This window comes from Metapseudomonas boanensis (assembly GCF_042232855.1).
Classification (GTDB): domain Bacteria; phylum Pseudomonadota; class Gammaproteobacteria; order Pseudomonadales; family Pseudomonadaceae; genus Metapseudomonas; species Metapseudomonas boanensis.
The window spans coordinates 1,773,206-1,792,317 of the sequence record NZ_CP113889.1; the positions used below are offsets into that span (position 1 = coordinate 1,773,206).

A 19,112-nucleotide genomic window follows, 5' to 3' on the forward strand; every position below is an offset into this window, starting at 1 on the left:
TTCCTTATGCGGTAGCGGTTTTGGCGTTCGCGCGCTGGCGACGGACCAGCTCGCCTGCCAGCGCCAAGTAGGCGATGGCGCCACGGGATTGCTTGTCGTAGACCAGTGCCGGCATGCCATAGCTCGGAGCTTCAGCCAGGCGCACGTTACGCGGAATGACAGAATCGTAGAGCTTGTCACCGAAGTGCGTCTTGAGCTGCGCCGACACTTCGTTGGTCAGGCTGATGCGCGGATCGTACATGGTGCGCAAGAGGCCTTCGATCCTCAGGCTCGGATTCAGCAACTTGCCAATGCGCTGGATGCTGTTGACCAAGTCGGACAAGCCTTCGAGTGCGTAGTACTCGCACTGCATGGGGATGATCACGCCATCAGAGGCAACCAGGGCGTTGATCGTCAGCATCGACAGCGAAGGCGGGCAGTCGATGAGGATGTAGTCGTAGTTCTCGCGAATCGGTGCGAGGGCCTCGCGCAGCCGATGTTCCTTGTTCGGCATTTCGAGCAAAGCCACTTCCGCCGCGGTGAGGTCGCGGTTGGCAGGCAGCAGCTGATAGCCCCCGTGCTCGGAGAATTGCATGGCGGTCGCCAGGTCGCACTCGCCGGTCAGGACGTCATAGACGGAGTGGTCCAGGGCGAGCTTGTCGACGCCGCTGCCCATGGTGGCGTTGCCTTGAGGGTCGAGGTCGATCAACAGCACGCGGCGCTTGGTGGCGACCAGCGAGGCAGCCAGGTTGACACAGGTGGTGGTCTTGCCGACCCCGCCTTTCTGATTGGCGATTGCGAATACCTTGGCCATGGCAGACCTATCCCCTTATAGCGTGCGGCGCAGTATCAGCAGATGCCGCTGGCCTTGGCAACCTGGAACCACCAGGGCGTGCTCGGACTCCACACGGAAGTCCTCCGGCAAGGCTTGCAGTTCCTCGTCCGGATGCAGGCCTTTCATGGCCAACCAGCGGGTCTTACCGTCCCCCAGATGACGCGTCCAGTTGCTGAAGTCTTCCAGCGAACTGAAAGCGCGGGAGACGATCCCGTCGAACGGACGTTCAGGTCTGAATGCTTCGACCCGGCTGTGGACAACTTCGAGGTTGGCAAGTTTCAGCTCCAGCTTCACCTGGGTCAGAAAACGGGTCTTCTTGCCGTTGGAGTCGAGCAGGGTGAAACGGCGTTTGGGAAACATTATGGCCAACGGAATACCAGGCATGCCCCCGCCACTGCCGACATCCAGCCAGTTATCCCCAAGTGCAGCCACATGTGGCAGGACGCTTAGGCTGTCCAGCAGGTGGCGCGAGACCATTTCATCCGGATCGCGCACTGCGGTCAGGTTGTATGCCTTGTTCCACTTGATCAGCAGCGCCAGGTAGGCCAGCAGGTGCTCCTGCTGGACCGGGGTAAGTTCGACAGCGAGTTGTTGCGCGCCTTGGGACAGTTCGTCTGCATGGCGTTGGGTGACCAGGGACATCAGGCACTTTGCTCCAGCTGGCGGCCTGCGCCGCGCTTCTTCAGGTGGATCAGCAGCAGGGAGATGGCTGCCGGTGTGACGCCGGGGATGCGCGAAGCCTGTCCAAGCGTCTCGGGACGAGTCTGTCCGAGCTTGTGCTGGATCTCCTTGGACAAACCAGAAATGGTCGTGTAGTCCAAGTCCGCAGGCAGGCGGGTGTCTTCGCTTGCGCGCAGACGTGCGATTTCGTCCTGCTGGCGGTCGATGTATCCGGCGTACTTGGTCTTGATCTCCACCTGTTCCGCGACCTGCGGGTCCTCGGCACCACCTCCAGTCACGTCGACCAGTCCGGCGTAATCGATCTCGGGGCGGCTCAACAGGTTGAGCAAGTTGTATTCGTGGGCCAGTGGAGTGCCGAAGCGTTGGGCGATCGCGTCGCCTTCAGCCGTGCCAGGGCGTACCCAGGTGCTCTTCAGGCGTTGCTCTTCGAGCACGATGCCTTCGCGCTTGGCCTCGAAGGCGGCCCAGCGGCGGTCGTCTACCAGTCCCAGTTCACGCCCTTTCTCGGTAAGGCGCAGGTCAGCGTTGTCTTCGCGCAGGATCAGCCGGTACTCGGCGCGCGAGGTGAACATTCGGTAAGGCTCCTGGGTACCCAGGGTAATCAGATCATCGACGAGTACGCCGATGTAGGCTTCGTCTCGACGCGGGCACCAGGCCTCTTTGCCCTGGGCGCGGAGTGCGGCGTTGGCACCTGCGAGCAGCCCCTGGGCACCGGCCTCTTCGTAACCGGTGGTGCCGTTGATCTGGCCGGCGAAGAACAGGCCGCCAATGACCTTGGTCTCCAGACTGTACTTCAGGTCGCGGGGGTCGAAGTAGTCGTACTCGATGGCATAGCCGGGGCGCACGATGTGGGCGTTTTCCATGCCGCGGATCGAGCGGACGATATCCAGTTGCACGTCGAACGGCAGCGAGGTGGAGATCCCGTTCGGGTAAAGCTCGTGGGTAGTCAGGCCCTCCGGTTCGAGGAAGACCTGATGGCTGTCCTTGTCGGCGAAGCGATGGATCTTGTCTTCGATCGACGGGCAGTAGCGCGGACCAACGCCTTCGATGACGCCAGAATACATCGGTGACCGATCGAGGTTGCTCGCGATGATCTCATGGGTGCGCGCATTGGTGTGGGTAATCCAGCAACTGACCTGGCGCGGGTGCTGCTCTTTCGAGCCGAGGAACGACATCACTGGGATTGGTGTATCGCCAGGTTGTTCGGTCATCACTGAGAAATCGACCGATCGGCCGTCGATGCGCGGTGGCGTACCGGTTTTCAGGCGACCGACGCGCAGTGGTAATTCGCGCAGGCGTTGGGCCAGGGCGATGGATGGCGGGTCCCCTGCACGGCCACCGGAATAGTTCTGCAGACCGATGTGGATAAGTCCACCGAGGAAGGTGCCTGTGGTCAGAACGACGGATTCCGCGTGGAACCTCAGCCCCATTTGGGTCACAACGCCTTTGACCTGATCGTTTTCCACAATCAGGTCATCACAAGCCTGCTGGAATATCCACAGGTTCGGTTGGTTCTCCAGAATTTCCCGAATAGCTGCCTTGTACAGGACACGGTCCGCTTGCGCACGGGTAGCGCGAACGGCAGGTCCCTTGCGGCTGTTCAGCACACGGAACTGGATTCCACCAAGGTCGGTTGCAGTTGCCATGGCGCCGCCCAGCGCATCGATTTCCTTGACCAGGTGGCTCTTGCCGATGCCACCAATGGCTGGGTTGCAGCTCATCTGGCCGAGGGTTTCCACATTGTGGGTCAGCAGCAGCGTCTTCACGCCCATGCGTGCGGCTGCCAATGCAGCCTCGGTACCGGCATGACCGCCGCCGATCACGATCACGTCAAAACGGGAAGGGAAATCCACCACGCACCTCGTGCCTGTTCATAGATGGGGAATAGGGAAAGGCGGCAAGTATAGGGACTTCGACTCCTTGAATGAAGCCTTCTGCACAAAAAATAGCCAGCGCCTGCTCCTGCTCTGCTTTGAGCCTTCTTTTGTCGATGGTGTCGTTTCGCTTGGGCTGATGTGGACAAGCCATTAGAAAAATAGAAGAGAAGAATTTTTAAAAGAGCTTGTTCTTATGTTTATACCTTGGGGAAGCGCTTTTCTGTTGATAACTGCTCTGAGAGCTTCTAAATCGGTGATTACAGGGCAGGATAAGACTGTGCTGATCCTGCGGGAAGCGTCTGTGTATGCCGTAGGTAAGCTGTGGGCGGAATGGCTAGTTATGCACAGGGGGTTTATGCCATCCGTTTTCAACAGGCTTATGGACCGAGTTAAACGCAACTTATCAACAGGGCTTAGATTGACCTGTGGGTGAACGTGCAGATACGAAAAAGCCGCCCGAAGGCGGCTTGTTGTCATGTGGGTAAGTTCGAGAAAGGGTTACTTGCCGATGCAGAAGCTGGAGAAGATACGTCCGAGCAAATCGTCTGAGCTGAAGGCGCCAGTGATTTCGCCTAGTACCTGCTGAGCTTGGCGCAAGTCTTCCGCCAGGAGCTCGCCAGCGCCTGCAAGGGTCAATTGGCTACGGCCATGGTCGAGGTAGGTGGCTGCCTGGCGAAGGGCCTCCAGGTGCCGGCGGCGGGCACTGAAGCTGCTTTCGGCAGTCTGCTCGTAACCCATGCAAGCCTTGAGGTGTTCACGAAGCAGGTCCAGACCGTCGCCGGACCTAGCCGATAGGCTGAGGGTCACATGGCCATCAGCACTGACCTCAAGTGCAACCGGATCCTGGCTGAGGTCCGCCTTGTTGCGGATCAGCGTGACCTTGGCCGGATCCGGCGTCTGGTCGAGGAATTCTGGCCATAGGGCAAAAGGGTCGGCAGCTTCCGGAGCGGTGGCATCGACCACCAACAGCACGCGGTCGGCTTCACTGATGGCCTTCAGGGCACGTTCCACACCAATCTTTTCCACATGGTCGTCGGTATCGCGCAGGCCAGCGGTATCCACCACATGCAGGGGCATGCCATCGATGTGGATATGTTCCCGCAGCACATCACGTGTCGTGCCAGCGATGTCAGTGACGATGGCGGCTTCACGGCCGGCCAATGCATTCAACAAACTGGATTTACCAGCATTGGGGCGTCCGGCGATCACCACGGTCATGCCGTCACGTAGCAACGCGCCTTGTCCGGCTTCTCGGAGCACTGTGGATAAGTTATCCCTGACGCCATCCAACAAGCTCAGCACATGGCCGTCAGCTAGGAAGTCGATCTCTTCCTCAGGGAAGTCGATGGCAGCTTCAACGAAGATACGAAGTTCGATGAGCCTCTCGGTGAGGCCATTTACCCGACGTGAGAACTCACCTTGAAGCGAGCGAAGGGCATTGCGTGCAGCTTGTTCGGAACTGGCTTCGATCAGGTCGGCAATGGCCTCGGCCTGGGCGAGGTCGAGCTTGTCATTGAGGAAGGCTCGCTCGCTGAATTCGCCTGGTCGAGCCTGGCGTGCGCCTAACTCCAGGCAGCGGTGAAGCAGCAGATCCATCACCACAGGCCCGCCGTGGCCCTGGAGTTCGAGGACGTCTTCGCCCGTAAAGGAATGTGGGCCGGGGAAGTAGAGCGCAAGCCCTTGGTCCAGGGTTTGCCCGGCGCTATCGAGGAACGGGCCGTAGTGAGCGTATCGGGGCGTGGGCACGCGACCGCAGATATCTTCGGCGATTCGCATGGCATGGGGCCCGGAGACACGGACGATACCGACGCCACCACGCCCTTGGGCGGTAGCAACGGCAGCGATGGTTTCACGTGCAGGATTCATCTGTGGATATCCCCAGGATTCGGGCTGCGGATAGCAAGACGCCCCTCTATGGGGGCGTCTTGTTCAAGCTAGGTTAGCGCGGTTATCAGGCGGCGGCTTTCTTGCTGGCTGCCTCGATCTGCCGGGTAATGTACCACTGCTGGGCAATCGACAGGACGTTGTTGACGACCCAGTACAGCACCAGACCTGCCGGGAACCACAGGAAGAAGAAGGTGAAGATGATTGGCATCAGCTTCAGCACCTTGGCCTGCATGGGGTCCGGCGGCGTCGGGTTCAGCTGCTGCTGGATGAACATGGTGGCGCCCATGATGATCGGCAGGATGAAGAATGGATCCTTGATCGACAGGTCGGTGATCCAGAACATCCAGGGAGCCTGGCGCATCTCGACGCTTTCCAGCAGCACCCAGTAGAGGGCAAGGAATACTGGCATCTGGACCAGGATCGGCAGACAGCCGCCCAATGGGTTGATCTTCTCCTTTTTGTACAGCTCCATCATCGCCTGGGACATCTTCTGACGATCGTCGCCGTGCTGTTCCTTCAGTGCCTGCAGTTTCGGCGATACCGCACGCATGCGTGCCATCGACTTGTAGCTGGCAGCGGAGAGTGGGAAAAACGCGAGTTTTATCAGGATGGTCAAGCAGATGATCGCCCAGCCCCAGTTACCCAACAGGCTGTGGATATGTTGCAGCAACCAGAAGATCGGTTGGGCGATAAACCAGAGGAAGCCGTAGTCGACAGTCAGCTCGAGGCCTGGCGACAGCTCCTTCAGCTTGTCCTGCATCTTCGGACCCGCATAAAGGGTCGCGCCTGCTTCGGCCTGAGAGCCAGCCGGAACGTTCAGCGAAGCGCCAGTGAAGCCGACGATGTAGTTGCCTTGTGCATCCTTGCGGGTCTGGACCAGGTTTGCTTCGTCCTTGTCGGACACCCAGGCGGTCACGAAATAGTGCTGCAGCCAGGCTACCCAACCACCCTGCACATTTTCCTTGAAGGCCTGCTTGTCCATGTCGCCCATCGACACTTTCTTGTACGGCTCATCCGGAGTCCACAGGGCGGCACCGAGGTAAGTGGAAACGCCGGTTGCTGTGCTGGAGGACGGGTCGCTGCTGCCATCGCGCTTGAGCTGGGCGAAGAAGTTCCCGCTCCATGCCTGGCCGCTCTGGTTGTCGATCTTGTAGGTGACGCCCAGATCGTATTGGCCGCGCTTGAAGGTGAAGCGCTTGGTGTAGTTGACTCCAGCTTCGCTGAAAGTCAGTTCGACGACCAATGTGTCCTGACCATCGGCCAGTTTGTAGGCCTTCTGCGCAGCGGAGTAGAGGGGGCGACCACTGGCGCGGGCGTCAGGGCCATTGGCGCCGGTCAGGCCGCTTTGTGCCAGGTAGGTGCGCTCGTTGCCGTTGTCGAACAGTTGGAACGGCACATCCGGGTGGTCCTGACGACGCGGGTACTGAGGCAGGGTCAGTTGGACGATGTCGCCACCACGTGGATCAATGGCGAGATTCAACACGTCGGTTTCAACGCGGATCAGTTCGCTACTGGTAGCGACTGGGGTTGCCACCGGCTCGTTGCGTTCGCTGCTTGCAGTGGGGACGTCATCACTGGTCTTGGCGGCTGCCGTGGTGTCCGGCAGTGTCGCCTGCTGACTGCTGGCAATGTTGCCAGTCGTCGGCAATGCAGCCTGGCCGTAGTCCTGGTTCCATTGGAGAACCATCAGATAGGACACGATTGCCAGGGCGACGATCAGGATCGAGCGTTGAATATCCATGATTACTCGGCCATCGAAGAGGATTGGGAAGTTTTGGCAGGTGGCACCGGGTCATAGCCGCCCGGATTCCACGGATGACAGCGGCCGAGCCGACTCAGGGTCAGCCAGCCACCGCGCAGGACGCCATGCTGTTCGATGGCTTCCTGCGCGTAGCAGGAACAACTGGGATAGAAACGACAGTGACTGGCCATCAGGGGGCTGATGGCGTAGCGATAGAACTGGATCGGAGCGAGGGCCAGTTTACGCATGGGGACTGTCGGACACCCCTGATCCGGTCTGGGGTTCAGGGCGGGTCCGGCTGCGAGCGAGGCGCTTCCAGAGCTTAGCGAACTGATGTCTCAATTCAGGATTCTCCAGATCGCCAATGCCTCTTTTGGCCACGATCACGATATCCCACCCTGCCAACGACTCAAGGTTATGGCGGAAGGATTCTCGAATCTGGCGTTTGAGACGGTTGCGTTCGACGGAGAGCTTCACGGCCTTTTTGCCGATCACCAAACCCAGACGGGGATGATCGAGACCGTTGTCGCGCGCTAGGAGCAGGACGTGCTTGCCGGGAACCTTCCCGGTAGGTGAGTCGAAGACTGACTTGAATTGTCGGGGAACCAGCAGACGCTTTTCCCGACCGAAGCCCTGACTCACCACCCGTTCCGGATAAATCAGACGGTCAGGCGCTTGCGGCCCTTGGCGCGACGACGCGACAGGACTTGGCGGCCGTTCTTGGTGGCCATACGGGCACGGAAACCGTGGGTGCGAGCGCGCTTGAGGGTGCTGGGTTGGAAAGTGCGTTTCATGATGCTTTACCTGGTGGTCACTACGGGCCGGAAGTGGCCCCCGTTTAAAGAGACCGGCAATTCTAGAGAAACGGCACGGTCAGGTCAATTTCCAACCAGTGTGCTTTGCGTAGAAGGATATAGAAGGAAAGGGAATTAAGAAAAGCTTGATTGTGTTTTTTATGTATTAGCGCCTCTTTTTCTGTGGATAAAACGCTGTGACCAGCGAACCCAGCGGTCGGAGCCAGGCTGATAAGGTTGTCGACAAGCAGTGATCAGGCTGTGTGGCCCTTGGGAGGAAGCTGGGGAGTGATTGCTGATTTATGCACAGGCTGGTTATCCAGCGCCTTCTCCCCAGGCTGGCAATAGGGTTTATCAGGTGGTTATCCACAAGAATCATGCCAAGTGCACAGCTTCTGTTGGTAGTGAATAACACCTTGATTTTACTTGCCCATTTGCGCTTCTTCGTGTGGATAACTTTTCCTCTGGAAGCTACAATGTCGGCTGATTTTTAGGTTAGACACCTTTCCGACCCTGGGGGATATCCGTGTCAGTGGAACTTTGGCAGCAGTGCGTGGAGCTTCTCCGCGATGAACTGCCTGCCCAACAATTCAACACCTGGATCCGCCCGCTACAGGTTGAGGCTGATGGAGACGAACTGAGGGTCTATGCACCCAACCGGTTCGTGCTCGATTGGGTCAACGAAAAGTACATGGGCCGTCTGCTTGAACTGCTCGGTGAGCGTGGAAATGGATTGGCCCCTGCGCTTTCGCTGCTGATTGGCAGCAAACGTAGTCCCGCTCCGCGTAAAGCGCCGCCACCACCACCTCCACCGCCGCCTCAACCCATCGTCGCACCACCGGCTGCTCCTGCTCCACGCCAGATGCGCATCGAGGCTGTGGATGAGTCGCGTGACAATCTGGACCCGTTGGCCGCTGTTGGTTCGCCGATGCCTGCCCTGCGCACTGAGCGTTCAGTTCAGGTCGAGGGCGCCCTCAAGCACACCAGCTATCTGAATCGCACCTTCACCTTCGAGAATTTCGTCGAAGGCAAGTCGAACCAGTTGGCACGGGCCGCAGCCTGGCAGGTTGCAGACAATCCCAAGCATGGCTACAACCCGCTGTTCCTTTATGGTGGCGTAGGCCTGGGTAAGACGCACTTGATGCATGCCGTCGGCAATCACCTGCTCAAGAAGAACCCGAATGCCAAGGTCGTTTACCTGCATTCAGAGCGCTTCGTCGCGGACATGGTGAAGGCGTTGCAGCTGAACGCAATCAACGAGTTCAAGCGCTTCTATCGGTCGGTAGATGCGTTGCTGATCGACGATATTCAGTTCTTCGCCCGTAAGGAGCGTTCTCAGGAAGAGTTCTTCCATACCTTTAACGCACTGCTTGAAGGTGGGCAGCAAGTCATCCTGACCAGCGACCGCTACCCGAAAGAGATCGAAGGTCTTGAAGAGCGCCTGAAATCGCGTTTTGGTTGGGGGCTGACAGTGGCTGTAGAGCCTCCTGAACTGGAGACGCGGGTCGCCATCCTTATGAAGAAGGCGGAACAGGCGAAAGTCGATTTGCCGCACGACGCAGCCTTTTTCATTGCTCAGCGCATTCGTTCCAATGTGCGTGAGCTAGAAGGCGCATTGAAGCGGGTCATTGCCCATGCACACTTCATGGGGCGTGATATCACGATCGATCTGATTCGCGAATCGTTGAAGGATCTTCTGGCGCTGCAGGACAAGTTGGTCAGCATCGACAACATCCAGCGCACCGTAGTCGAGTACTACAAGATCAAGATGTCCGACATGCTGTCCAAACGACGGTCACGTTCGGTGGCCCGGCCACGGCAGGTCGCAATGGCCCTGTCCAAGGAACTGACCAACCATAGCCTGCCAGAGATCGGCGATGCGTTTGGCGGACGGGACCACACCACTGTTCTGCACGGCTGTCGTAAGATTGCAGAACTTAGGGAATCCGATGCGGATATCCGCGAGGATTACAAGAATCTGCTGCGTACATTGACCACCTGATCGCAGCCCACGAGGCAAGGGACTAGACCATGCATTTCACCATTCAACGCGAAGCCCTGTTGAAACCCCTGCAACTGGTCGCCGGCGTCGTCGAGCGCCGCCAGACCTTGCCGGTACTCTCCAACGTCTTACTGGTGGTTGAAGGCCAGCAGTTGTCCCTGACTGGTACCGACCTAGAGGTCGAGCTGGTTGGGCGCGTGGCCCTGGAAGAGCCGGCTGAACCGGGTGAGATCACTGTACCGGCTCGCAAGCTCATGGATATTTGCAAGAGCCTGCCGAGCGACGCGTTGATCGATATCCGTGTGGATGAGCAGAAGCTTCTAATCAAAGCAGGGCGCAGCCGTTTTACCCTGTCGACGCTGCCTGCCAACGACTTCCCCACTGTTGAAGAAGGCCCGGGTTCACTCTCGTTCAGCCTGGTGCAGAGCAAGCTGCGTCGTCTGATCGAGCGAACCAGCTTTGCAATGGCGCAACAAGATGTCCGTTACTACTTGAATGGCATGCTTCTGGAAGTCAATGCAGGCATCCTGCGAGCGGTCGCAACCGATGGTCACCGTCTCGCAATGTGCGCGATGGAGGCCGGGATCGAGGGTGTGGACCGTCACCAGGTCATCGTGCCTCGCAAGGGCATCCTGGAGCTTGCTCGCCTCCTGACTGAGCAGGACGGTGAGGTTCGTATCGTGTTGGGTCAACACCATATTCGCGCGACCACCGGGGAATTCACTTTCACTTCGAAGCTGGTCGACGGGAAGTTCCCGGACTATGAGCGCGTGCTGCCGCGCGGCGGTGACAAGTTGGTTGTTGGCGATCGCCAGGCCTTGCGCGAGGCGTTCAGCCGTACTGCAATTCTGTCCAACGAGAAGTACCGCGGCATTCGTCTGACCTTGGCCGCCGGCCTGCTGAAGATTCAGGCTAATAACCCTGAGCAGGAGGAAGCCGAGGAAGAAGTGGCAGTCGATTACAATGGCAGCAATCTGGAAATTGGCTTCAACGTCAGCTATCTGCTCGATGTGCTGGGTGTTATGTCTACTGAACAGGTTCGCTTGATCCTGTCCGACGCCAACAGCAGTGCGTTGGTCCAGGAAGCCGGTAACGACGATTCTTCTTATGTCGTGATGCCGATGCGTCTGTAATCACTCGATGTCCCTCAGTCGTATCGCGGTCACCGGTGTGCGTAACCTGCAGCCGGTGACCCTCTCCCCCTCCCCCCGAATCAATATCCTCTACGGCGCCAACGGCAGCGGTAAAACCAGCCTGCTCGAAGCCATCCACTTGCTTGGACTTGCTCGGTCCTTTCGCAGCAATCGTCTGCAACCTGTCATCCAGTATGAACAACCTGCCTGCACGATCTTCGGACAAGTAGCGCTGTCTGGAGGCGGTCAATGCAGCCTCGGGATATCACGTGATCGCCAGGGTGAGTTTCAGATTCGAATAGATGGGCAGAATGCGCGTAGTACTGCACAGTTGGCTGAAGCATTGCCGCTGCAGTTGATCAATCCAGACAGCTTTCGGCTGTTGGAAGGGGCACCGAAGATACGGCGGCAGTTCCTGGATTGGGGAGTGTTCCACGTGGAACCTAGGTTCCTATCGGCCTGGCAGCGGCTCCAGAAGGCCTTGCGGCAGCGGAACTCGTGGCTCCGGCATGGTACACTTGACGCCGCTTCGCAGGCGGCTTGGGACCGTGAATTGTGCCTGGCCAGCGACGAGATTGATCGGTATCGAAGAGCTTATATCCAGGCATTGAAGCCCGTCTTCGAAAGGACGCTTGCTGATCTTGTTGAACTCGAAAGCCTTTCCCTCAGCTATTACCGTGGCTGGGATAAGGATCGGGAGCTTTCCGAAGTGCTGGTCACTTCCCTACCCCGCGACCAACAGATCGGCCATACCCAGGCTGGACCTCAACGAGCTGACTTGCGGCTGCGCTCTGGAGTACATAGCGCAGCCGACATACTTTCACGAGGTCAACAGAAGCTGGTGGTTTGTGCATTGCGCATCGCTCAAGGGCATCTGGTTAATCAAGCCAAGCGTGGCCAGTGTATCTACCTAGTTGACGACTTACCGTCTGAATTGGACGACCAGCATAGAAAGGCATTGTGCCGATTGCTGGAAGAATTGGATTGCCAGGTGTTCATCACCTGTGTTGACCATGAATTTCTGAGGGACGGCTGGCGCATGGACACGCCGGTTAGCATGTTCCACGTGGAACATGGCTGTATTACCCAGACCTTTGATCATCGGGAGTGAAGCATGAGCGAGAACAACACGTACGACTCTTCCAGCATTAAAGTGCTGAAGGGGCTGGATGCCGTACGCAAGCGCCCCGGCATGTACATCGGCGACACCGATGATGGAACCGGTCTGCACCACATGGTGTTCGAAGTTGTCGATAACTCCATCGACGAAGCCCTGGCCGGATACTGCTCCGAGATCAGCATCACCATCCATACCGATGAATCCATCACCGTTCGCGACAACGGCCGTGGCATTCCGGTCGATATCCACAAAGAAGAAGGGGTTTCCGCGGCAGAGGTCATCATGACCGTGCTGCACGCCGGCGGTAAGTTCGACGACAACACCTACAAGGTTTCCGGCGGTCTGCACGGTGTAGGGGTGTCCGTAGTGAACGCGCTGTCCGAAGAGCTGCGCCTGACAATTCGCCGCGCGGGCCAAGTGTGGGAGCAGATTTACCACCATGGTGTGCCGCAGTTCCCGCTGCGCCCGGTGGGCGAGACTGACGGCACCGGCACAGAAGTTCACTTCAAGGCTTCTGCTGCGACCTTTACCAACATCCATTTCAGCTGGGACATCCTGGCCAAGCGTCTGCGCGAGCTTTCCTTCCTCAACTCAGGGGTAGGCATTGTCCTGCGTGACGAGCGCAGTGGAAAGGAGGAGTTGTTCAAGTACGAGGGCGGCCTGAAGGCATTCGTCGAATACCTGAACACCAACAAGACCATCGTCAACGAGGTCTTCCACTTCAATATCCAGCGTGAGGAAGATGGCGTTGGTGTAGAAGTAGCGCTCCAGTGGAACGACAGCTTCAACGAGAACATCCTCTGCTTCACCAACAATATTCCGCAGCGTGACGGCGGTACCCACCTGGCTGGCTTCCGCTCTGCCCTGACCCGTCACCTGAACAACTACATCGAGCAGGAAGGCCTGGCGAAGAAGTACAAGATCGCTACCACGGGCGATGACGCCCGCGAAGGCCTGACCGCGATCATATCGGTCAAGGTACCGGATCCCAAGTTCAGCTCGCAGACCAAGGACAAGCTGGTATCCAGCGAGGTGAAGACAGCGGTCGAACAGGAGATGGGCAAGTACTTCTCCGACTTCCTCCTGGAGAACCCGAACGAAGCCAAAGCAGTCGTTGGCAAGATGATCGATGCTGCTCGGGCTCGTGAAGCCGCTCGCAAGGCCCGTGAGATGACCCGCCGCAAGGGTGCCCTCGACATCGCCGGCCTGCCCGGCAAGCTGGCGGACTGCCAGGAGAAGGACCCTGCCCTCTCCGAACTGTACATCGTGGAGGGTGACTCCGCGGGCGGTTCTGCCAAGCAGGGTCGTAACCGCAAGACGCAGGCTATCCTGCCCCTCAAGGGCAAGATCCTCAACGTTGAGAAAGCTCGCTTCGACAAGATGCTGTCCTCCCAGGAAGTTGGCACCCTGATTACCGCACTCGGCTGCGGTATTGGTCGGGAGGAGTACAACATCGAGAAGCTGCGTTATCACAACATCATTATCATGACCGACGCCGACGTTGACGGTTCGCACATTCGTACCCTGCTGCTGACCTTCTTCTTCCGCCAGATGCCTGAATTGATCGAGCGTGGTTACGTCTACATCGCTCAGCCGCCACTCTACAAGGTCAAGAAAGGCAAACAGGAGCAGTACATCAAGGACGATGAGGCCATGGACGAATACATGACCCAATCGGCCCTGGAAGACGCCAGCGTGCACGTCAACGAGAACGCTCCTGGCCTGTCCGGCGAGGCGCTCGAGAAGCTGGTGAATGACTATCGCGGTGTGATGCGTACGCTCAAGCGCTTGTCCCGTCTGTACCCGCTGGAGCTGACCGAGCACATGGTCTACCTGCCGCGTGTCAGCGTTGAACAGCTCTCCGACCAAGCTGCCATGCAGACTTGGCTTGACGGCTTCAAGGAGCGCCTGAAAGGTGCCGAGAAGTCGGGTCTTACTTACACCGCCAGCCTGCGTGAAGACCGCGAGCGTCACCTGTGGCTGCCGGAAGTGGAACAGACCGCCCATGGCCTGGCGCACTACATCACCTTCAATCGCGACTTCTTCGCTAGCAACGACTACAAGCAAGTGACTGAACTGGGTAACCAGCTCAATAACCTGCTCGAGGATGGTGCTTACGTGCAGCGTGGCGAAAGGAAGAAGCCTGTGACCAGCTTCAAGGAAGCCCTGGCCTGGTTGATGACCGAGAGCACCAAGCGCCACACGATTCAGCGATACAAAGGTCTCGGTGAGATGAACCCGGAGCAGCTCTGGGAAACCACTATGGACCCGAACGTGCGCCGGATGCTCAAAGTGACCATCGAGGATGCGATTGCAGCCGATCAGATCTTCAACACCTTGATGGGCGATGCCGTAGAGCCGCGTCGCGACTTCATTGAGAGCAACGCCCTGGCTGTTTCGAACCTCGACGTTTGATTGATTGTGTCGTGGCGCAGCCGATTGGCCTCATTCACCCGCACGCGGTCAATCACTTCCCGGCCGTATATCGCCACGACCTGGAACAGGTCGTAGACCACCCGGGAGTGCGGGCAGTGCTGGCGCACCTCCAGATCGAAGGCGGTGTTCATGTCCATGGCCACTGCCTCGATGCAGGCGCAACCGGCCGGTCCCAGGGCTTCGAAGAACGGGCGGATGGCCTCGCGGCTGCGCCCTTCGCCGATCCACAGCACCTGCCGGGTGTCGGCATCCAGGACTACGCTAGCATAGCGATGCCTCCTGTAGAGGGCGAACTCGTCCATCACTAGGCGCCTCGGTACGGCCTGCGGCAGCGCGCTCAGTTGCGCCTGCAAGCGGCGTCGCTCAAGTAGGCGCACGGTGCCCCAGTGCAAGCCGAAAAGCTCGGCGACATGCCGCGTCGGCAGGCGTGCGCACCAGAGCGCCACCGCCTCGGCCAGACGCCGGGTCAGGCGGGCATGGCGCCCCGGCCAACTGACCCACTCGGCACGCCGGCCACAGCCGCTACAGGCCAGGCGCCGCAAGTGCACCCGCATCCGCACCGGACGTCCCAGGATGGGTAGGTCGCGAATGCGCCGCGTGCAGTACTCATGCACTGCCGGGCTCGGCTGCTGGCAGCCACCGCAACGGGGCACCCGTCGCGGGTCAGGCCTCAGCACGATCTGCAGCGCTTCGGTTTCGGAATCGATGGAGACAACAGAAAATCCCTCCCAGAGCGGAGGGAAAGCGGTAGCATCCGGCATCAGAACGGCGGTTTCGGTTTAAGGGTTTGGTCGCACAAACATCTTCAACCAAATCGCCGTTCTTTTCTCATGGCTCCCCGAAAATCCGCGAAGAACCTTTAATTTGGGCGACCGCGATGGGCACTGCTGGACACAAGAAGAGTGTGCGCTCTGTGGCGGCTTTGTCTCGACGTTAGCCCCCACAAGCACAGTCAGAGACTGCCACAGCCTGATCGGCTCGCACCGCGAGCGGATCGATAGTCACTTGTAGGTGTTTCCGTCCTGCATCCACGAAAATCATGCACGGGGCGACTTCAAGGGGGCTTCCTCAATACCTGGATGGTGGCAGCATTTCACCGTGGCCAGGTGGGTTGCGAGGTTGTCGACGGGCGTTGAGTCGGGATGGACCGCTGCGCCGCTCGTCCCCCAGCACACATTCGGGAATGCCTTCATTGTGCCGCTCTGGACGATCAAGCCGTGTTTTGCCGTTCGCTATTCTGTTGGGTACTCGCCTGGGGCATGCAACCCGCAAGATATGCTCGTCTTGAAACGGTTCAACTGCAAGTTGACCTAGGACACTGGCGTTGCGCCCAATCCTTTCGACCACAATCTGGCCACCTGCAAAGCGATGATTCGCCGAACCAGGCATGTCGGGGAATGGCTGGCGGGTTTCACTTCGGCAGCGTTGCGTGCAGTCGGGGGATACCTTCCCGTTCTTCGGCCTGTTTCGTCCAGTGGCTCAAACACAAAGCGGCTGGCGATTCAATCCACATAACGCGCCGCGCCACCTGACCAGGGCTGGCTGCAGATTGTCGAGATACTAAAGGTGGATGCTCTTGATCCGATGGTTCTGCCTAGAGCACGCTACCACCCAAATGGCCTTTGGCCCTGACCCCGCGAATACGCTGCTCTGGCAACCAAGCGTCTGAACCTGGGGTCGCATAGAGTGAGATCCCCGGCACCGGGTGTTCTACCGGTTCGATGAGTGCCTGCAGTCGACTGCACTGCAGGCATGAACGCCTTCAGAATGGCGGCAGCCGGTGTGGTTCACCCGCGGCCAGGCCAATCCCGTCTGAGCTATCACATGGATCTGGATCGGTGGGCGCTCGACAGTGCGTCTTACCTTCTGCGGAGCGCCGCCTGGGGTAGGAACTTGTCCTGGATGTCTGCGCCATTCCGGAGGCGTTGTCTTGGCTTGAAGCCTTGCCGGGAGGGCGTCGCACCATGCGATTAACCTTTGCCTGCGATACACGCTTTGCCGCGAGCTAGGGAAACCCTCTGAAAAGGTAACGAAGTGTGGCCTTGTCGGCAGGGATGAGTGTTACCGGTCATGTGTATCAGGATGTGAGTCCGGGTTGAAAGGGAACAAAAATGGGCTACTCAGGGGCTTGTGTTCGATCTGTATTTTTGTAAGGCATTGATTTATAAGGGTTTTGTATAATTGGCATGGCAAATGCTTTATTGCTGGCACAACAAAAACAAGAAAGCTGCAAAAAAGAAGATATCTCGACTCTGACACAACAAAAACAACAGGGCAGAGGAGAAGCAAACAGATTTTTTTGGAGAAGGTGTTCGGCTCCGGGCTCTCCCCGGCGAACTGGTCCACAGAATAAGACTACTTGAAAGTAGCTCAGGTATCAGTCGGCTCACAGTGTGACAGCTGCAAGATCGGCGTCCAAAAAAATATGTTTGCCCTGGATCCATTATGGGATCCGACAACTGCTAGTTTGAAATAAAGATCGCTAACAACAACAACAAGTCGATCAAGAAGAAGAACAAAGCACCAAAAAAAAATTTGAGGGGAGCCCAGGCTCCCCTCAGTGCTTTCCGGGGTTCTGACTTCCTTCCCTTTCTCTCTGGTTCCAAAGCTGGTTTCACCGGACGCGGCAGCTGTCCAGGTGGATTTACCGCTTACCGACTTCCAAGCTATTCATGATCTACCTCGTCGTTCCAAACCCCATTTGTGGATACCCCAATATGGATGGCCACTATGTTGGAAGCTTCTAACGCCATCCATGAGTCCGTAGTGCATGCGTGAGCAATCGGGAGAAGGATTGCTCTAGTATCCGAAAAGTGGTCGACAGAAGACGTGCAGGGTGGGTGCTCTGGTGCACCCCGCATACCTTAAGCTGTTTTCTTGTGACGGGTGGAGGAGATGAGGATGGACGAACAGCCTAAGTCAGGTGCTGTGGCCGACGAGGAGATCAGCGCCTTTATGCTGCGGCAGTTGCGGTCAGGCAGGGTCAAGCCAGCGGTTATGGTCGTCCTGACCGAGAAGGCTTTCCCCGAGGTGAGCAGGGAGCGAATCATTCAGTGTTTCAACGCCCTGGATTCGACCTACCTGAAGGGATGAGGTCATGGGTCTAGAGAAAAGTTTTATGCACTTTTCTGGCAAACCCTTACCTTTTAAATTTATTCAATAAAATCAAGTGGATGTGATGCTCAATGGCGCTCGCGCCAAAATTTTGTTCACAGCTTATCCACAGAATCACGCGGAACGCTTGAATTGCTCGAACCAGGTAGATCCGCGAAACCTTCGATCTGTTTCTGGGTCTGCTCAACCCAGGCATACGCCCGGTCGTTGAGTTCGGCGATGGACCGGGGGCCCTCTCCTTCGGCGTACATTGGCGGGCCGATGACGACCTGGATGGTTCCGGGGTACTTGGCCCAGCCTTCTTTCGGCCAATAGGTTCCAGCGTTGTGCGCCACGGGCAATACGGGAAGGTTGGCATTAGCCGCGAGTGCTGCGCCGCCCCGGGAGAATTTGCCCATCTGGCCGGCGGGCACGCGGGTGCCTTCGGGGAATATCAGCACCCACGCGCCCTGCTTCAGGCGTTCGTCGCCCTGGCTAGCCAATTGCTTGAGTGCGGCTTTGGGGTTGCTGCGGTCAATGGCAATGGGCTTCATCAGCGCCATCGCCCAGCCGAAGAACGGCACGCGCAGAAGTTCGCGTTTGACGACCTGGCTAAGCGGTTCGAAGGCTCCAGAGAGATAGAAGGTCTCCCAAGTGCTCTGATGCTTAGCGAGGATCACGCACGGGCGCTCTGGGATGTTCTCCAGGCCCTTCACCTCATAGCGGATACCGACCACAACCTTGGCCAGCCAGACTGCAGAGCGGCACCAGCGCCAGACGATGAAGCGATAGCGCGCATGGAACGGCAGGAATGGCGCGATGAACAGGCTCAGCGTGCCCCAAATGCAGGCGCTCAACGACAGCAGCAGATAAAAGAGAACGGTTCTGATGGTCTGCACAGTCGTCATGGGAGCTAATTGACCTTATTGAAGAAGATGCGCGGCGACGGCCGCCAGATCGTCGAATACCAGGGTGCCGGCCGGCAGGGCCTTGGCCAGCGTGCGTTCACCCTTGCCGGTCTTTACCAGCACGGGCTGACAATCGACGGCTCGGGCGGCTTCCAGGTCACCACTGCTGTCGCCGACGAACCAGATGCCAGCAAGGTCCACGCCGTAGTGCTCGGCGATGCGCAGCAACATGCCAGGCCTGGGTTTTCGGCAATCGCAGCCATCATCAGGTCCGTGCGGGCAATGTACGATTAGGCCGACTTCGCCGCCCTGCTCCGCCACCAGCTCGCGCAGGCGTACATGCATGGTTTCCAGCGTCGACAGGTCGTAATAGCCTCGCGCCAGGCCTGACTGATTGGTGGCCACGGCCACGGTCCAGCCTGCCTTGCTGAGGCGAGCGATGGCATCGATCGAGGAGGGAATCGGGATCCACTCCTCAAGCGATTTGATGTACGCGTCGGAGTCGAGGTTGATGACGCCGTCGCGGTCGAGAATCACAAGTTTCATGAACAACGCCTGAAGCACGAAGCTGGGAGCCTGAAGCCCAGGTTGATCCTGGCTTCAAGGCTCCTGCTTCCGACTTGCTG

16 protein-coding genes and 1 pseudogene are annotated in these 19,112 nt (G+C 58.3%); 6 read left to right on the top strand and 11 right to left on the bottom strand.

From position 1 onward, the window contains the following. Nucleotides 1-4 precede the first annotated feature (4 nt). The 8 genes from OXH74_RS08115 to rpmH all read right to left on the bottom strand — a co-directional run bounded on the left by OXH74_RS08115 (nucleotide 5) and on the right by rpmH (nucleotide 7,794). A complete protein-coding gene (locus tag OXH74_RS08115) occupies nucleotides 5-793 on the bottom strand; it encodes a ParA family protein (RefSeq protein ID WP_215375709.1) in 789 nt (262 codons plus the stop codon). Between the two features lie 15 nt (nucleotides 794-808). Beyond that, a complete protein-coding gene (rsmG, locus tag OXH74_RS08120; RefSeq protein WP_375740775.1) occupies nucleotides 809-1,456 on the bottom strand; it encodes a 16S rRNA (guanine(527)-N(7))-methyltransferase RsmG in 648 nt (215 codons plus the stop codon). Beyond that, nucleotides 1,456-3,348, bottom strand: a complete 1,893-nt coding sequence (gene mnmG, locus OXH74_RS08125) for a tRNA uridine-5-carboxymethylaminomethyl(34) synthesis enzyme MnmG (protein ID WP_375740776.1) — start codon at nucleotides 3,346-3,348, stop codon at nucleotides 1,456-1,458. The genes rsmG and mnmG overlap by 1 nt, the downstream gene beginning before the upstream one ends. A 522-nt stretch (nucleotides 3,349-3,870) precedes the next feature. Beyond that, nucleotides 3,871-5,238 carry a tRNA uridine-5-carboxymethylaminomethyl(34) synthesis GTPase MnmE gene (mnmE, locus tag OXH74_RS08130; protein ID WP_375740777.1) on the bottom strand — a complete coding sequence of 456 codons (1,368 nt, stop codon included), beginning with the start codon at nucleotides 5,236-5,238 and terminating at the stop codon, nucleotides 3,871-3,873. 85 nt (nucleotides 5,239-5,323) lie between these two features. Then, complete coding sequence (gene yidC, locus OXH74_RS08135) at nucleotides 5,324-7,000, bottom strand: membrane protein insertase YidC (protein ID WP_375740778.1); 1,677 nt, start codon at nucleotides 6,998-7,000, stop codon at nucleotides 5,324-5,326. Nucleotides 7,001-7,002: 2 nt separating this feature from the next. Then, nucleotides 7,003-7,248 carry a membrane protein insertion efficiency factor YidD gene (gene yidD / locus OXH74_RS08140; RefSeq protein ID WP_215375724.1) on the bottom strand — a complete coding sequence of 82 codons (246 nt, stop codon included), beginning with the start codon at nucleotides 7,246-7,248 and terminating at the stop codon, nucleotides 7,003-7,005. Continuing rightward, nucleotides 7,241-7,645, bottom strand: a complete 405-nt coding sequence (gene rnpA, locus OXH74_RS08145) for a ribonuclease P protein component (protein ID WP_215375728.1) — start codon at nucleotides 7,643-7,645, stop codon at nucleotides 7,241-7,243. The genes yidD and rnpA overlap by 8 nt, the downstream gene beginning before the upstream one ends. A 14-nt stretch (nucleotides 7,646-7,659) precedes the next feature. Next, nucleotides 7,660-7,794: a 50S ribosomal protein L34 gene (rpmH, locus tag OXH74_RS08150; RefSeq protein WP_003458028.1), complete on the bottom strand. Its 135-nt coding sequence runs from the start codon at nucleotides 7,792-7,794 to the stop codon at nucleotides 7,660-7,662. A 526-nt stretch (nucleotides 7,795-8,320) separates the two neighbouring features. On the opposite strand from rpmH, the gene dnaA reads away from it, so the two are divergent. The 4 genes from dnaA to gyrB are packed head-to-tail and all read left to right on the top strand — an operon-like array spanning nucleotide 8,321 to nucleotide 14,464. Further along, complete coding sequence (gene dnaA, locus OXH74_RS08155; RefSeq protein ID WP_215375733.1) at nucleotides 8,321-9,796, top strand: chromosomal replication initiator protein DnaA; 1,476 nt, start codon at nucleotides 8,321-8,323, stop codon at nucleotides 9,794-9,796. Nucleotides 9,797-9,825: 29 nt separating this feature from the next. Continuing rightward, nucleotides 9,826-10,929, top strand: coding sequence for a DNA polymerase III subunit beta (dnaN, locus tag OXH74_RS08160; RefSeq protein ID WP_375740779.1), 1,104 nt, complete (start codon nucleotides 9,826-9,828; stop codon nucleotides 10,927-10,929). A gap of 7 nt (nucleotides 10,930-10,936) precedes the next feature. Beyond that, nucleotides 10,937-12,040 (top strand): DNA replication/repair protein RecF, encoded by a 1,104-nt coding sequence (gene recF, locus OXH74_RS08165; RefSeq protein WP_375740780.1) that lies wholly within the window; start codon nucleotides 10,937-10,939, stop codon nucleotides 12,038-12,040. A gap of 3 nt (nucleotides 12,041-12,043) precedes the next feature. After that, nucleotides 12,044-14,464, top strand: coding sequence for a DNA topoisomerase (ATP-hydrolyzing) subunit B (gyrB, locus tag OXH74_RS08170; protein ID WP_375740781.1), 2,421 nt, complete (start codon nucleotides 12,044-12,046; stop codon nucleotides 14,462-14,464). On the opposite strand, the gene OXH74_RS08175 is transcribed toward gyrB, so the two are convergent. Continuing rightward, on the bottom strand, nucleotides 14,371-15,246 hold the full coding sequence (locus OXH74_RS08175; protein WP_375740782.1) for an ISL3 family transposase: 876 nt from the start codon (nucleotides 15,244-15,246) through the stop codon (nucleotides 14,371-14,373). The two genes, gyrB and OXH74_RS08175, sit on opposite strands and share 94 nt — an antisense overlap. Before the next feature lie 565 nt (nucleotides 15,247-15,811). Between OXH74_RS08175 and OXH74_RS08180 the strand changes: the two are divergent. Together OXH74_RS08180 and OXH74_RS08185 are read left to right on the top strand one after the other, a co-directional pair. After that, a pseudogene (locus OXH74_RS08180) lies at nucleotides 15,812-16,000 on the top strand (hypothetical protein); the annotation flags it as partial. A 1,386-nt stretch (nucleotides 16,001-17,386) separates the two neighbouring features. Then, nucleotides 17,387-17,578, top strand: a complete 192-nt coding sequence (locus OXH74_RS08185) for a hypothetical protein (protein ID WP_375740783.1) — start codon at nucleotides 17,387-17,389, stop codon at nucleotides 17,576-17,578. 116 nt (nucleotides 17,579-17,694) lie between these two features. Here the strand turns inward: OXH74_RS08185 and OXH74_RS08190 are convergent, their stop codons facing one another. Continuing rightward, entirely contained in the window at nucleotides 17,695-18,486 is a 792-nt protein-coding gene (locus tag OXH74_RS08190) for a lysophospholipid acyltransferase family protein (protein ID WP_375740784.1), read from the bottom strand. Between the two features lie 15 nt (nucleotides 18,487-18,501). Continuing rightward, nucleotides 18,502-19,032 carry a D-glycero-beta-D-manno-heptose 1,7-bisphosphate 7-phosphatase gene (gene gmhB / locus OXH74_RS08195; RefSeq protein ID WP_375740785.1) on the bottom strand — a complete coding sequence of 177 codons (531 nt, stop codon included), beginning with the start codon at nucleotides 19,030-19,032 and terminating at the stop codon, nucleotides 18,502-18,504. Nucleotides 19,033-19,112 lie beyond the last annotated feature (80 nt).